14 protein-coding genes are annotated in these 13,491 nt (G+C 67.7%); 3 read left to right on the top strand and 11 right to left on the bottom strand.

What is annotated here, in order from left to right; translation table 11 throughout:
• Positions 1 to 13: 13 nt before the first annotated feature.
• From ACH49N_RS04855 to ACH49N_RS04845, 3 genes are read right to left on the bottom strand one after another with little or no spacing between them, the layout of a single operon-like run.
• Positions 14 to 1,129 carry a VWA domain-containing protein gene (locus ACH49N_RS04855; RefSeq protein WP_358270904.1) on the bottom strand — a complete coding sequence of 372 codons (1,116 nt, stop codon included), beginning with the start codon at positions 1,127 to 1,129 and terminating at the stop codon, positions 14 to 16.
• Between the two features lie 5 nt (positions 1,130 to 1,134).
• The gene (locus tag ACH49N_RS04850; protein ID WP_358270902.1) at positions 1,135 to 2,028 is read right to left on the bottom strand and encodes a MoxR family ATPase; all 894 of its coding nucleotides are present in this window, start codon (positions 2,026 to 2,028) and stop codon (positions 1,135 to 1,137) included.
• Positions 2,029 to 2,088: 60 nt separating this feature from the next.
• Positions 2,089 to 2,928 (bottom strand): SDR family NAD(P)-dependent oxidoreductase, encoded by an 840-nt coding sequence (locus ACH49N_RS04845; RefSeq protein WP_358270901.1) that lies wholly within the window; start codon positions 2,926 to 2,928, stop codon positions 2,089 to 2,091.
• Positions 2,929 to 2,998: 70 nt separating this feature from the next.
• Here ACH49N_RS04845 and ACH49N_RS04840 point away from each other — a divergent pair, with 70 nt between their 5' ends.
• Both ACH49N_RS04840 and ACH49N_RS04835 read left to right on the top strand, forming a co-directional pair.
• A complete protein-coding gene (locus ACH49N_RS04840) occupies positions 2,999 to 3,805 on the top strand; it encodes an RNA methyltransferase (protein WP_317768651.1) in 807 nt (268 codons plus the stop codon).
• Complete coding sequence (locus tag ACH49N_RS04835) at positions 3,802 to 4,095, top strand: DUF2537 domain-containing protein (protein ID WP_397504416.1); 294 nt, start codon at positions 3,802 to 3,804, stop codon at positions 4,093 to 4,095. Before ACH49N_RS04840 ends, ACH49N_RS04835 begins: the two co-directional genes overlap by 4 nt.
• A gap of 4 nt (positions 4,096 to 4,099) precedes the next feature.
• On the opposite strand, the gene ACH49N_RS04830 is transcribed toward ACH49N_RS04835, so the two are convergent.
• Both ACH49N_RS04830 and sepH read right to left on the bottom strand, forming a co-directional pair.
• Entirely contained in the window at positions 4,100 to 4,909 is an 810-nt protein-coding gene (locus ACH49N_RS04830; protein WP_358270899.1) for a DUF6928 family protein, read from the bottom strand.
• 72 nt (positions 4,910 to 4,981) lie between these two features.
• Entirely contained in the window at positions 4,982 to 5,839 is an 858-nt protein-coding gene (sepH, locus tag ACH49N_RS04825; protein ID WP_159919883.1) for a septation protein SepH, read from the bottom strand.
• A gap of 267 nt (positions 5,840 to 6,106) precedes the next feature.
• Between sepH and ACH49N_RS04820 the strand changes: the two genes are divergently transcribed.
• Entirely contained in the window at positions 6,107 to 6,592 is a 486-nt protein-coding gene (locus ACH49N_RS04820; RefSeq protein ID WP_358271400.1) for a nucleoside deaminase, read from the top strand.
• A gap of 70 nt (positions 6,593 to 6,662) precedes the next feature.
• Here ACH49N_RS04820 and serC read toward each other — a convergent pair whose 3' ends face one another.
• The 6 genes from serC to ACH49N_RS04790 all read right to left on the bottom strand — a co-directional run bounded on the left by serC (position 6,663) and on the right by ACH49N_RS04790 (position 13,394).
• Positions 6,663 to 7,784 carry a phosphoserine transaminase gene (serC, locus tag ACH49N_RS04815; RefSeq protein ID WP_159919885.1) on the bottom strand — a complete coding sequence of 374 codons (1,122 nt, stop codon included), beginning with the start codon at positions 7,782 to 7,784 and terminating at the stop codon, positions 6,663 to 6,665.
• Positions 7,785 to 7,825: 41 nt separating this feature from the next.
• Complete coding sequence (locus tag ACH49N_RS04810; RefSeq protein WP_397504415.1) at positions 7,826 to 8,974, bottom strand: citrate synthase 2; 1,149 nt, start codon at positions 8,972 to 8,974, stop codon at positions 7,826 to 7,828.
• Positions 8,975 to 9,178: 204 nt separating this feature from the next.
• Positions 9,179 to 10,378: an acetyl-CoA C-acyltransferase gene (locus ACH49N_RS04805; RefSeq protein WP_358276139.1), complete on the bottom strand. Its 1,200-nt coding sequence runs from the start codon at positions 10,376 to 10,378 to the stop codon at positions 9,179 to 9,181.
• Positions 10,379 to 10,423: 45 nt separating this feature from the next.
• The gene (locus ACH49N_RS04800; RefSeq protein ID WP_358276138.1) at positions 10,424 to 11,161 is read right to left on the bottom strand and encodes an SDR family oxidoreductase; all 738 of its coding nucleotides are present in this window, start codon (positions 11,159 to 11,161) and stop codon (positions 10,424 to 10,426) included.
• A complete protein-coding gene (locus ACH49N_RS04795) occupies positions 11,161 to 12,189 on the bottom strand; it encodes a phosphotransferase family protein (RefSeq protein ID WP_358276137.1) in 1,029 nt (342 codons plus the stop codon). Before ACH49N_RS04795 ends, ACH49N_RS04800 begins: the two co-directional genes overlap by 1 nt.
• Positions 12,186 to 13,394, bottom strand: a complete 1,209-nt coding sequence (locus tag ACH49N_RS04790; RefSeq protein WP_358276135.1) for an acyl-CoA dehydrogenase family protein — start codon at positions 13,392 to 13,394, stop codon at positions 12,186 to 12,188. The genes ACH49N_RS04795 and ACH49N_RS04790 overlap by 4 nt, the downstream gene beginning before the upstream one ends.
• Positions 13,395 to 13,491 lie beyond the last annotated feature (97 nt).

Genomic DNA, 13,491 nt, shown 5'->3' with positions numbered 1-13,491 from the left:
CGTTCCGGATCGGTCACGTTCGGCGCGCGACCTCGAGCAGTTCCTGCAGTGTCGCGAGACTGTGCCCGGCGAGCAGACGATCGACGTACGGCAGCGCGGCCGCGATCCCCGACTGCACCGGCTCGTAACCGTCCGCGCCTGCGTGCGGATTCACCCACAGCACGGTGCGAGCAAGCCGGCGTAACTGTGCCATCTGTTCCGCGAGCAGCGTGGGGTCACCGCGCTCCCAGCCGTCGGAGAAAATCACTACGACGGCGCCGCGGGCCACGCCCCGCCTGCCCCAGCGGTCCAGGAACGCGCGCAGCGTCTCACCGAGACGGGTGCCGCCCGCCCAGTCGGGCACGGCCCGGCCTGCCGCGGCGAGCGCCACTTCCGGGTCGCGGACCCGCAGCGCCCGGGACAGCCGGGTCAGGCGGGTGCCCAGCGAGAACACCTCGGTGCCGCCCGGGTTGCCGCGGGCGACGACGTGCGCGAAACGCAGCAGCGCGTCGGCGTACGGGCTCATCGATCCGGACACGTCGATGAGCAGCACCATCCGGCGTGGCCGGGTGGCTTTGCGGTGGAGGCTCGGCCGCACCGGTTCGCCGCCCGCCGCGAGCATGCCCCGTACGGTGCGCCGCGGGTCCACCGTCCCCCGGCGGGCCGGGCGCATCCGGATGGCCGGGCGGGTCGGGGGCCGCGGGCGCAGGGCGGCGATCAACTCGGCGAGGTGCGCGCGTTCGGCCGCGGTGAGGTCGGCGATGTCGCGGTGGCGCAATACCTCGGTGTCATCCGCGGCGACCCGCAGTTGCGGCGCGTCGCCACCGGTGTCGCCGCCGTCCGTCGTGGTCAGGGCGGCGGTTCGGGCCCGGCGAGGCAGTTCCCCGGACCGCGGCACGCGGGCGGGAACGGTACCGCCGAACCAGGCTGCGAACGCCGAGTCGTACCGGGGGATGTCGTCGGGACCGCGGCACAGTGTCGCGCGACCTGCCCAGTACACCTGCTCGGGATTGCGCACTTCCACCTCGCGGAGCGCCCGGGTGAACGCGGAGACGGCGTCCGACGCGACCGGCAGTCCCGCGGCTGCGAGGGCGTGGGCGAACCCGGCCAACCCCACCAGAGGATCGCCGGCGCCCTGTGCTGCGGGCATGCTTCTCACCCGGCCAGGAGCCGGTCCAGTCCGGCACGGGCGACCCGTTCGAGGTCCTCGCGGTACTTGAGGACGGCACCGAGCGTCGCGGCGGCTGTCTCCGCGTCCAGCACATCCCGGTCGAGTTCGCGCAACGCGCGCGCCCAGTCCAGTGCCTCGGCCACCCCCGGCGGCTTGAGCAGTTCCATTTCCCGTAGGGAGTGGACGGCGTGGGCGACCTGCGCGGCGAGGGCGGGGCCGATGCCGGGGATGCGGCGCCGCAGGATCGCGACCTCCCGGGCCAGGTCGGGGTGCTCGAGCCAGTGGTACAGGCAGCGGCGTTTGAGGGCGTCGTGCACTTCGCGGGTGCGGTTGGAGGTGAGCACCACCAGCGGCGGTGTCGCCGCCCGCACCTCGCCGAGTTCTGGGATGGTGACCGCGTTCTCGTCCAATACCTGCAGCAGGAACGCCTCGAACTCGTCGTCGGCGCGATCGATCTCGTCGACGAGCAGCACGCAGGGGGCTTCGGTGAGCGCCCGCAGCAAGGGGCGGGCCAGCAGGAACCGCTCGGTGTACAGCGAGCGTTCGACGGTGTCGGCCTCGAGCAGGCCGTTGCTCGCCGCCTCGAGCGTCCGCAGGTGCAACAGCTGCCGCGGGAAGTCCCAGTCGTAGAGCGCCTGCGCGGCATCGATGCCCTCATGGCACTGCAGGCGGATCAGCGGCAGGTCGAACGCCTCCGACAACGCGGTCGCGAGCGACGTCTTGCCGGTGCCGGGTTCACCCTCGCAGAACAGCGGCCGTCCCATACGTATGGCGAGGAACGCGGCCATCGCGACGCCGTCGTCGGCGAGATAGCCCGTGGCGTCGAGCGCCCGCGCCAGTTCCGCAGGCGAACCGACCGTCGGTCTGGAATCCCTCACTTACGCGAGCCTAGGTGAGTGCCCGCCCCCGGACACGCGACTCGGAGGAGCTTGCCGCCATCAAGCGTCCGGCTCCACCCTGCCGCGGTCCTCGCTCAACCGCCGGAACATCGCGGTGGCGCCGAACCGCGCCGCCACCCGTTCGACCAGTCCCGGCGCGATCTGCCCCAGAGCGAGCAGCGGGCGGATCGGGGCTCCGCTCTCGACGATCTCGGGCCGGTCACGCTGGATTGCCCGGATCACGGCGGCGGCGACCTTGTCGGTGGTGGTCTCGCCCGTGATCCGGCCGGCCCTGATGCCGCGTTCCGTCATGCGTTGGTACATGCCGTCGCCGGCGATGAATCCGGGGCACACGACGGAAAAGCCGACGGGCGAGCCCGCGTACTCCGCCCGCAGCGACTGGGTGAGGCCGATCAGGCCCGCCTTCGTCGTGGCGTACGGCGCGCAGTACGCCGGACCGAGCTTCGCTGCCAGCGAAGAGATGAACACCACGTGTCCCCAACCGCGGTCGAGCATCCCGGGAACCACTCGGCGTGTGAGAAGCAGTGGTGCGGTGAGATTGACGTCGACCATTGCGGTGAGCTCGCCGGGGTCGAGTCGGGTGAAGGCCGAGACGTTCTCCACTCCGGCGTTGTTCACCAGCAGGTCGAGGGGACCGACTGCCGCCTCGGTGCGTTCGATGAGCGAATCGAGCTGTTCCAGTCGGTTCAGGTCCCCGGGCACGGCCTCGGCGCGCACACCGAGAGCACGCAGTTCACCGACGACTTCCGCGAGTCGATCCTCGCGCCGGCCGGACACGGCGACGGTGACGCCTTCACGCGCCAGCGCCCGTGCGATGACGCGGCCGAGGCCGCCGGAGGCACCCGTCACCAGAGCCGTGCGTCCGTGCAGTTGCTTCATCCCTTCGAGCTTTCGCGTTCGGTGGTGGGGAGTCAACGGGGTGACTCTGCACATACGGCACGATGGACCAGTGGTTTCCGTCATCGACATAGCAGATCCGGCCGATTCGCGGCTGGACAACTTCCGCGATCTCAACTCCTCGGATCGCCGCCCGGATCTTCCCGAAGGTAAGGGCCTGGTGATTGCGGAAGGCGTGCTGGTGGCTCAGCGCCTGCTTGCCTCTCGTTTCGACCCGATCGCGCTTCTGGGCGTCGATCGCCGGCTCGGGGAACTCGCGGACGACCTGGCTCGGGTGGACGTCCCGTTCTATCGAACGACGGCGGATGTCATGGCGGAGGTCGTGGGATTCCATCTCAACCGCGGCGTACTGGCCGCGGCACGTCGGCCGGTGCCGCTCGACTTGCCGGAGGTGCTCGACAACGCGCGAACGGTCGCTGTCCTCGAGGGAGTGAACGATCACGAGAACCTCGGTTCCATGTTCCGCAACGCTGCCGGGCTGGGAGTGGACGCCGTCGTCTTCGGCAAGGGTTGCGCGGACCCGCTCTACCGCCGGGCGGTGCGAGTGTCCATGGGTCACGTTCTGCGCGTTCCGTTCGCACACGTGTCGGCCTGGCCCCGCGACCTCGACGCGTTGCGCGAGCGCGGGTTCCAATTGATCTCGCTGACGCCGAACCCCGAAGCGATCACCTTGGCCGAGGCCATGACGGGGGAGAAGGTCGCCGTCCTGCTCGGCGCGGAAGGCCCAGGCCTCACCGAACATGCCATGCGCGCCACCGACGTCCGTGCCCGCATCCCGATGGCCCCGGGGACGGATTCGCTGAACGTGGCCACCGCCGCCGCGATGGCGTTCTACGAACGCGTCCGGACGGGTCGGTGACGGTGCCGCCTGCACCACGACCGGTGTCCGGCGCCGGGGCCCCGTGGTTCACGGGGTTACTCGTCACCGGATTCACAGCGGTCGTCGTGGCGACCGCGGTTATCGCCTTCGGCACCCAATTGGCCCGCATCAACGCGGTGCTCGCGGTCTTCCTGGAGCTGGTGGTGGTGGCGGGTGTCGCCCCGACTGCGTGGCGGTTCCGCCGGACACCGGTGTGGCGCTGGGTGGTATACGGAATGGGCGTAGGAGTTTTCGTGGGATGGATCGCGGCTCTCGCGGGCGCCGGCTGACCGTTCAGAAACCGAAATACCTGCGCAGGCGTCCTGGCCTACGGATGCTGGAGGGTGGTTCGACGGCAACGGGCGCCGGTACCGGTGCCGGTGCCGGCTCCGACACCGGTGCTGACACCGGTTCCGGCTTCGGCGTTTCCGGCTCCTCTACGTCCGCGGCGGGCCCTTCGCCTGGGCGGTGCACGCTGAAGGCGAGCACCGGGAGGGACTTCGGGTCGAGCTCGGAGTCCTCTCGGGGTCCGGTGTACCGGAATCCCAGCCAGTTCCGGTTGGCGCCTTCGGCGAACTGTTGTGGGTGGAACGGCAGCGACTGTGGATCGGGAAGAACCCCCGGCGGATAGCGCAACGGGAACTCGCCCGCCCAGTAAGGTCTTTCCCACACCAGGGGTAGGCCGAGGTCTTCATGGATGTGCACCGGTGTCGCACTGAAGGATCGGGCCATCTTGCCGTTCTCCCACATTGCGAACGAACCCCACGCGAGGCCGGGCTTGGACGCCACATAGTAGATTCGCTCGAATTCCGGGACCGGCAACCAGCTTTCAGGCAGTGTCGACGGGCGGGGAATCGTCAGATCAGCACTGCACACGACGGTGACACCGGAGTAGCAACCGATATACACGGTGCCGTCCTGGTCGACGGCGGACGCCTCGGACAGCGACGCCGAACCGGTCGGCGTGGCCACCAGATCGGGATAGAGCCGGCTGGCGAGTGCCTGGGCGGCATCAGGATCGGATTGTGGGTGTCCACGTAGGACGGTGACCGGATCGGGGGTGTCGACGTACCAGATCGTTGATACCTTCGCCCCCACGGTCATCCCTCTCTTTCGGTGCTTACCTGAAAGAGTACGACCACGACCGTGTTCCCGGCCTGTTCACCGCGCCGGTGATCAGCGTCCGCTGCTGCGAACGCCGAGCAAAACGTCGTCCCACGACGGAAGCGACGGCTTCCCGCGCTTGTCCCTGTTGGAGGTCTGGTGCGGAGCGACCTTCGGTGCGGTCTGCTCGGGCTCGGTGTCTTCGTCGATCGGCTCGGGCACGTCGGTTTCGGCTTCGACGATGCGCTCCGGCTCCGCCGCAGGCGATGGGGACTCCGCCGGGTAGTCGACGAACTCGAGTTGCTCGGGCTCGTCGGATGCCACGGGAGCCAATCCGCGCAGTGGACGGCCGAAGTCGGGATCGATCAGGTCGAACGCGGTGTCGTCGAGCGCGACGATGGTGCCGCCGTGGGCATCCGGCTGGTACCGCCAGTGCGCGGCGTTGGTGGTGCGGCCCGCCTGCCACTGCAGCTGGGCGACCCAGTGGTTGTCCTCGTCACGCCAGGCGTCCCACGTGGCGTCGTCGATGTTGTGTCCGCGCGCCCGGAAAGCCTGGGTGACGATCTCGGCCAGCGTCGGAACGGCAGGGCCGTTGTCGCGTACCGGATGTCCACCCTGCGCCATCTCGGCGGCACGGGAGCGTTCGAGTAGAACCGGGTAGGCGAAGCGTTCCACCTTCGACAGCGGAATACCGGCCTCGTCGGCCACCTGCTCTACGGAAGCGCCGGCGCGAATGCGGGCCTGGATCTCACGGGGTCTGAGCTGACTGTCCATTTCGATCTCAATCTGGCCGAGTCGAGCGATGTCCCCGCGGGATGCTGCGCGGAGCTTGTCATCGGCGGGAAGCCGGAATTTTTCGCCGGTAGCAGCATCAGCGCACACGACGTGCGAACCATCTGGCTCGAGACCGATCACTCGAAGCTCTCGCACGTTGACCTCCTTATCGCGCCGGCTCGCGACGATGTACCGCGCCAACTGTAATTCATTCGTGACAGCCGATGCGGGAGGACACGCGCGGCCGTGGTCACGGCACAGAGGATGATGTCCGCGTTAGGCTTCGACGTTTCGGAGTCGCGATTCATCCCGGACACCGTCCATCACTCCGTCGGGATCGGCTCCCAGGACGTGGTCGTGGCGCGCATACTGATCGGCAGAGCCCGGGAACGGGAAGTCGGAACAGAAGTGGACACCCCGACGATGAGCCATACCGATGTCGACGCCACCGACCTCGCCCATCTGCGGCGCACGATCGAACTGGCCGACGAGACCGGCGACGCGGGCAACAGACCCTTCGGTGCGGTGGCCGTCGGCTCCGATGGTCACGTCATCAGCGAGGGCGCCAATTCCGTCGCCACGTCCGGCGACGTCACCGAGCACGCCGAACTCGATGCGATCACCACGGCCTGCGCCGAGGGGCGGACAGAGCAGCTCGTCGGCGCCACCATGTACGCCAGCGGTGAGCCTTGCCCGATGTGCAGCGCCGCGATGGTCTTGGCAGGGATCAGACGGGTCGTCTTCGCCGCGTCGTCCGACGACTTCGGCCGAATCCTCCCGGACGGGCCGCGGTTCGGCCTGCGCTGCTCCGAGGTGGTGGAGTCCACCGACGTCGAGATCGAGGTCAGCGGCCCTCACCTCGGGGACGAGGCTCTCGCTCCGTTCCACCGATTCCTCGCCACCGACTGAAACCGCCACCGACTGAAAACGACGTCAGCCCCCGGCAGCACATGCCGGGGGCTGACGTCGATTCAGTTCACTAGCCGAGCTGAGAGACGACCCAGTCGACGCACTTGGTGAGCTGCGTGACGTCCTCGGGGTCGACGGCCGGGAACATGCCGACGCGGAGCTGGTTACGGCCGAGCTTGCGGTACGGCTCGGTGTCGACCACACCGTTGGCGCGCAGGATCTTCGCCACCTGGGCGGCGTCGATCTTGTCGTCGAAGTCGATGGTGCCGACCACCTGCGAGCGGTGCGCGGGATCGCTGACGAACGGGGTGGTGTACTCGGTCGCCTCGGCCCACTGGTAGAGACGCGAGGACGAATCCGCGGTGCGCGAGGTGGCCCAGTCGAGGCCGCCCTGCTTGTTCAGCCACTCGATCTGGTTGGCAAGCAGCAGAAGTGTCGCCACGGCCGGCGTGTTGTACGTCTGATCCTTCGAGCTGTTGTCCACGGCGATGGGCAGCGAGAGGAATTCGGGGGTCCAGCGACCCGAGTCCTTGATCTCCGCCACCCGTTCGAGGGCCTTCGGGCTCATTAGCGCGATCCACAAACCACCGTCTGCCGCGAAGTTCTTCTGCGGCGCGAAGTAGTAGACGTCGGCATCGGAGACATCGACCGGCAGTCCGCCGGCACCGGAGGTGGCGTCGATGGCGATGAGGGCGTTCTCCGACCCGGCGGGACGGGACACGGGGATCGCGACACCGGTGGAGGTTTCGTTGTGTGCCCAGCCGATGAGGTCGACGGACGGGTCGGACACCGGCTCGGGGGCGCTGCCCGGCTCGGCCGACACGACGATCGGATCACCGATGAACGGGTTGTTCTTCGCGACCGACGCGAACTTGGAGCTGAACTCGCCGTTCGTCAGGTGCAGCGACTTCTCCCGGATGAGGCCGAACGCCGCGGCATCCCAGAACGCGGTGGTGCCGCCGTTGCCGAGAACCACCTCGTATCCCTCGGGTAGGGAGAACAGGTCGGCGAGTCCGGACCGCACGCTGGCGACGACGTCCTTGACGGGCTTCTGGCGGTGGCTGGTGCCGAACACCGAGGAGCCCACCTCCACCAGCGACTGAAGCTGTTCGGGGCGAACCTTGGAGGGTCCGCAGCCGAAACGTCCGTCGGCGGGCAGGAGGTCTGCGGGGATGATCGGTGTGGAGGTCATCGCTACTTTCTGTTCCTTACTGATATTTCCGGTGAGGGTGTTCAGCTGGTGTGGGCGATCTGGTCCCAGCCCTCGACGGACTCGGGGGTGCGGGGTGCGGGGCCGGTGTAGATGGCGGCGGGGCGGACGAGCTTGCCCAGACGTTTCTGCTCGAGGATGTGGGCGCACCAGCCGGCGGTGCGGCCGCAGGTGAACATCGCGGGCATCATGTGCGCGGGAACCTCGGCGAAGTCGAGGATGACCGCGGCCCAGAACTCGACGTTGGTTTCGATGGCCCGGTCGGGGCGGCGCTCGCGGAGTTCGGCGAGGGCGGCCTGCTCGAGGGCGGCGGCGGCTTCGTAGCGGGGGGCGTTCAGCCGTTTGGCGGTGGCGCGCAGCACGCGGGCGCGGGGGTCTTCGGCGCGGTAGACGCGGTGACCGAAGCCCATCAGTTTGTCTTTGCGGTCGAGGATGCCCTTGACCAGGGCGCGGGCGTCGCCGGATTTCTCGGTGTCCTCGATCATCGGCAGGACGCGGGCGGGGGCGCCGCCGTGCAGGGGGCCGGACATTGCGCCGATGGCCCCGGAGAGGGAGGCGGCGACGTCGGCGCCGGTGGAGGCGATGACGCGGGCGGTGAAGGTGGAGGCGTTCATGCCGTGTTCGGCGGCGGAGACCCAGTAGGCGTCGATCGCTTCGACGTGGGCGGGGTCGGGTTCGCCCTTCCAGCGGACCATGAATCGTTCGGTGACGGTCTTGGCTTCGTCGATGCGTTTCTGCGGGACGGCGGGCTGGTAGATGCCGCGGGCGGACTGGGCGACGTAGGACAGGGCCATCACGGAGGCGCGGGCGAGTTGTTCGCGGGCGGTGTCGTCGTCGATGTCGAGGAGGGGTTGGTATCCCCAGATCGGGGCGAGCATCGCGAGGCCGGCCTGGACGTCGACGCGGACGTCGCCGGTGTGCACGGGCAGGGGGAAGGGTTCGGCCGGGGGCAGGCCGGGGCCGAAGCGTCCGTCGACGAGCAGTGCCCAGACGTTGCCGAAGGTGACGTGCTTGGAGACGAGGTCTTCGATGTCGACGCCGCGGTAGCGCAGGGCGCCGCCGTCCTTGTCGGGTTCAGCGATATCGCTGGTGAAGGCGACCACGCCCTCCAGTCCGCTGACGAAATCTATGGGGACCGCTGCGCGGTTGGAAGGTTCGGTGACAGTCGTCATTGGTGTCGTCCCTCGAATGTTGTTGCGCGGGCGTGCTCGATCCGCGGATTCCTCGGTCTTGCGGTTACGTGCGCCGGGTCGCAGGATCAGGGTGTTGATCTGGTTGCGACCGCCGTTGAGGCCTTGCATCAGCGCGTGTTCGGCGGATGGCAAGAGGCTGCACACCGGGTGCCGTGACTGTGATGGCAGAGCTGGATGGCGATGTCAGGCGATTTCGAATAGTCCGGCAGCCCCCATGCCGCCGCCGATGCACATGGAGACGATGGCGTAACGCACGCCTCGGCGTTTTCCTTCGATCAGGGCGTGACCGACCAGGCGTGCCCCGGTCATCCCGTAGGGGTGTCCGACCGAGATCGCGCCGCCGTTGACGTTGAAGCGTTCGGGATCGATGCCCAGTTCGTCGCGGCAGTACACCGCCTGGGAGGCGAAGGCTTCGTTGAGTTCCCACAGTCCGATGTCGTCGACGGTGAGACTGTGCTCCTTGAGCAGTTTCGGGATCGCTAGGACGGGCCCGATGCCCATCTCGTCCGGACGGCACCCGGCCACCGCGATGCCGCGATAGATTCCGAGTGGCTGTAGTCCACGCCGTTCTGCTTCGCTGGATTCCATCAGTACCGATGCTGATGCACCATCGGACAGTTGGGAGGAGTTACCTGCCGTCACGGTGGCTCGGGCGGATACCTGACCGTCCGGCAGCACCGGTGCCAGTGCGGCCAGTGCGTCGAGGGTGGTCGACGGCCGGTTGCCCTCATCCTGGGTGAGGGTCACCCGGGTCTCGACGGTTCCGCCGGACTCCCTGTCGGTCACGGTCTTGATGGTGTCCAGGGGAACGATTTCCGCGTCGAACCGGCCGCTTCCTTGAGCGCGAGCTGTGCGCTGCTGGGACAGTTCCGCGAACTCGTCCTGGCGTTGTCTGCTGACGTTGTATCGTTCGGCGACTATCTCGGCGGTGTGCAGCATGGGCATGTAGATGTTGGGGGCGTTCTGTTCGAGCCAGGGGTCGAGTGACCGGTGGTGGTTCTGTTTGTGGTTCTGTACCAGGGAGATCGATTCGATGCCGCCGCCTATTGCAATGTGCATGCCGTCGCAGATGATCTGTTTGGCGGCGGTGGCAATCGCCATCAAGCCGGACGAGCATTGCCGGTCCAGTGTCATGCCCGAGATCGAATCCGGTAGGCCAGCTCGCAGAATGGCTTGACGCGCGATGTTGCCGCCGGTTGTGCCCTGCTGCACGGCACAACCGAGGATGACGTCCTCGATCTCGCTTCCCTCGAGTCCGGCCCGCTGCACCGCATGCGTGAGAGCGTGGGCCGCGAGCTGCTGGCCCTGGGTGTTGTTGTATGCGCCGCGGTACGCCTTCCCTATGGGGGTCCGGGCGGTGGAGACGATGACTGCTTCGCGCATGGCGGTACTCGCTTCGGTAGTTCGATGGGGTCGTCGGATCGGTGGTCAGGCGTGGTAGCTACTCGTTCCGGCGCGGCCGACGACGATGTTGGGGACCACTGCGCGGGAGGAGAGCCGCAGCAGTGCGTCGACGAGCTCGACGATGTCGCCGACCTGGATCATTGTTTCGGGCGGTATCTGGTCATGGACCCAGGTGGCCATGTCGGTGTCCACGAAGGCGGGTGCGATCGCGGTTGCTGTGACACCGTGAGCGGACTCTTCCGCGTTCAGGGTTTCGATCAGTGAGATGAGTGCGGCCTTCGTCGCTCCGTACACCGCGAGACCGGCTTCGGCGTAGACGCCGGTGATCGAGGCCAGTGCAACCACTTTCGATCCTCGGGCCGGATCGGCGGCGGCTGCGGAGCGCAGCAGCGGCAGTGTTCGCTGCAGCAATATCAGCGGGGCCCGTAAATTGACGTCGATGGTCGTGTCGAATCGCCGCATCGGGTAGGCGTCGATGGTTCCGGAGGATCCGAAGCCGGCATTGAGGACCAGGGCGTTGAGGGTGTCGAACCGGTCGGCGTGGGCATCGACCAGCTGGTCGACCGCCGTTGGATCGGCCATGTCACCGGCCGCCGTGACGACCTCTTTCGCCCCTGCTGCCCGCAGGTCGTGGGCGACGGCCTCTAGCCGCTCGGGATCCCGGGCGCTGATCGTCAGGCCGTAGCCCTGCTCGGCAAGTCGGGTGGCGATGCCCAGCCCGATGCCGCGCGAGGCGCCGGTGATGAGTGCACTGGTGCCCATCAGTTCTTTCCTTTCAGGGCGTGAAGACCCGCCGCGATGAATTCGGGTACCGACTCGCCCGCCTTGTCGAAACCGTCCCCGACGGTCGCACCCACCCGGTAGCGGTGGTTGATGCCTTCGGCGATGACGGCGAGTTTGAAGTTGGCCAAGGCCAGGTAGAAGTTCCAGTGCGCCAGTTCCCGGCCCGAGGCGAGTGTGTACCGCTGGGCGATCTCGTCGGCCGACGGCAGCCGTGAGCTCGTCCACGCGGCGGGTTCACCGATGACGAGGTCGAACGCCGGATTTCGGTAGACGCACATCAGCGCGACGTCGGTGAGCGGATCCCCGAGGGCAGAGAGTTCCCAGTCCACCACCGCAGCCACCCGGCTGACATCGTCCGGAGCAAGGATGGTGTTGTCGATCCGGAAGTCGCCGTGCACGATCGAGGCCTCCGACTGTGCGGGAATCGAGTCGGCGAGGCCGGCGTGCAACCGGTCGAGATCGGGGGAGTCCTCGGTCTTCACCCGGCTCCACTGCTTCGCCCACAACGCCACCTGCCGGGTCACATACCCGTCCGGCCGGCCGAACTTTTCGAGACCGACCGCGTGGTAGTCGACGTTGTGCAGGGCACCGAGCACCTGGACCAGTTCGTCGATGCAGGCGTCGATGTCTTGACCACCGAGTTCGGCGAGGTCGGTTTTGGTGCGGATGACACGCCCGGTGACGTGTTCGACGAGGGTGAACGGGGCACCGAGCACGGATACGTCTTCGCAGAGCGTGATGGTGCGCGCGACGGGGACTCCGGTGCCCTGGAGCGCCGAGGTGATCCGGTATTCGCGGGCCACGTCGTGCGCGGAGGGGGTCAGGCCCGCGGTGGGTGGCCGGCGCAGCACCCACCGGGAGGAGTCGTCGGAAATGGCATAGGTGAGATTGGATTTGCCACCGGAAATCAGGTCGGCGCGCAGTTCACCGTCAACCCTTACACCGGAGTCGATCAGGTAGGAGCGCAGGTCGCCGAGGTCGAGTCCGCGGTGCTGGGTGGCGGTCATGCGGCGGCCTCCCGGGCTGCTCTCTTCGCGGCACCGATGGCCCGTTTGGCGATGGCCCAGCGGTGTACCTCGGAGGCCCCGTCGTAAATGCGGAATCCTCGCACCTCACGGGAGAGGCGTGCGAGCGGCAGATCGCCGGACACCCCGAGCCCGCCGCACATCTGGATCGAGCGGTCGACGATCCGGAAGATTGCCTCGGCGGCGAAGGTCTTCGCGATGGAGGTGGCGTTGCTCGCGTGCCCGCCCTGATCGAGTTCCCAGCAGGCCTGGGTCAGCAGCGCGCGGGTGGCGGCGATGTCGATTTCGTTGTCCGCGACCATCTGCTGGATCATGCCGAGGTCGCCGAGTTTGCCGCCGAACGCTTCCCGCTCGGCGACGTGTGCCACCGCGATGTCGTGGCCGCGGCGCGCGGCTCCGAGCCAGCGCATGACGTGCGTCATCCGTGCCGGTCCGAGCCGGACCTGCACGTAGCGGAATCCCTGGTCGACTTCGCCGAGTACCCCGTTGTCGGGAACGAACAGGTCGTCGAAGAACACCTCACAGTGTCCACCGATCATGGACTTGTCGAGGGTGTCGATGTGCCGGCCCACTTTCAGGCCGGGTACATCGGCGGGGGTGATGAACATGGTGGCGCCGCCGCGGTCGCCCGGTTGGCCGGAGGTGCGGGCGAAGATGATGAAGAATCCGGTACCGTCCGCGCCGGTGATGAAATATTTGTGTCCGTTGATTTTCCACCCGCCGGGTACCTTCTCGGCGCGGGTGGTCAGTGCGGTCGGATCCGATCCGGCTCCCGGGGACGGTTCGGTCATCGCGAAGGCAGACCGCAGATCGCCGTGGGCAAGGGGGGCGAGGAACTGCTCTTTTTGTTCCGGGCTGGCGATGTGGTCGAGCATGTGGACGTTGCCTTCGTCGGGTGCGGCGATGTTCAACGCCACCGGTCCGAACAGGGAGTACCCGGCTTCTTCGAAGATGGGTGCGCGGTCGGTCATGTTCAGCCCGTGGCCGCCGTATTCGACGGGCACATGGGGGGCGAAGACCCCGGCTTCTTTGGCCGCCTTCTGCAGTTCCACCCGCAAGGTGTCACCACCGGCGGCGGTGATGTCGCCGTGGTGCTCGTCCTCGACGGGCAACACCAGATCGCGGGTGAACGCTCTGGTCTTCTCGACCAGTGCGGTCACCTCCGGTGAGTGGGAAAGACCGATCACTGTGAACTACCTCCGTATGGCACACGATGACCGCACACGGGGCCTGGGCGGCCGCCCAGCCGATTGGTCATCATCTGTCCTTGAATCGATGTGCTGA

The sequence above is a fragment of the Rhodococcus sp. NPDC019647 genome (genome assembly GCF_044389235.1).
Taxonomy (GTDB): Bacteria; Actinomycetota; Actinomycetes; order Mycobacteriales; family Mycobacteriaceae; genus Rhodococcus_F; species Rhodococcus_F oxybenzonivorans.
The sequence above is the reverse complement of the archived record's forward strand: the minus strand, read 5'-3'. Positions and strand labels throughout refer to the sequence as shown.

Bases quoted from the DNA above. Each gene is read 5' to 3' on its own strand.
- ACH49N_RS04855 (WP_358270904.1), bottom strand. From the start codon at position 1,129: ATGCCCGCAGCACAGGGCGCCGGCGATCCTCTGGTGGGGTTGGCCGGG.
- ACH49N_RS04805 (WP_358276139.1), bottom strand. From the start codon at position 10,378: ATGCGCGAAGCAGTCATCGTCTCCACCGCCCGGACCCCCATAGGGAAG.
- serC (WP_159919885.1), bottom strand. From the start codon at position 7,784: ATGACCTCCACACCGATCATCCCCGCAGACCTCCTGCCCGCCGACGGA.
- ACH49N_RS04795 (WP_358276137.1), bottom strand. From the start codon at position 12,189: ATGACCGCCACCCAGCACCGCGGACTCGACCTCGGCGACCTGCGCTCC.
- ACH49N_RS04820 (WP_358271400.1), top strand. From the start codon at position 6,107: ATGAGCCATACCGATGTCGACGCCACCGACCTCGCCCATCTGCGGCGC.
- ACH49N_RS04800 (WP_358276138.1), bottom strand. From the start codon at position 11,161: ATGGGCACCAGTGCACTCATCACCGGCGCCTCGCGCGGCATCGGGCTG.
- ACH49N_RS04845 (WP_358270901.1), bottom strand. From the start codon at position 2,928: ATGAAGCAACTGCACGGACGCACGGCTCTGGTGACGGGTGCCTCCGGC.
- ACH49N_RS04810 (WP_397504415.1), bottom strand. From the start codon at position 8,974: ATGACGACTGTCACCGAACCTTCCAACCGCGCAGCGGTCCCCATAGAT.
- ACH49N_RS04830 (WP_358270899.1), bottom strand. From the start codon at position 4,909: ATGACCGTGGGGGCGAAGGTATCAACGATCTGGTACGTCGACACCCCC.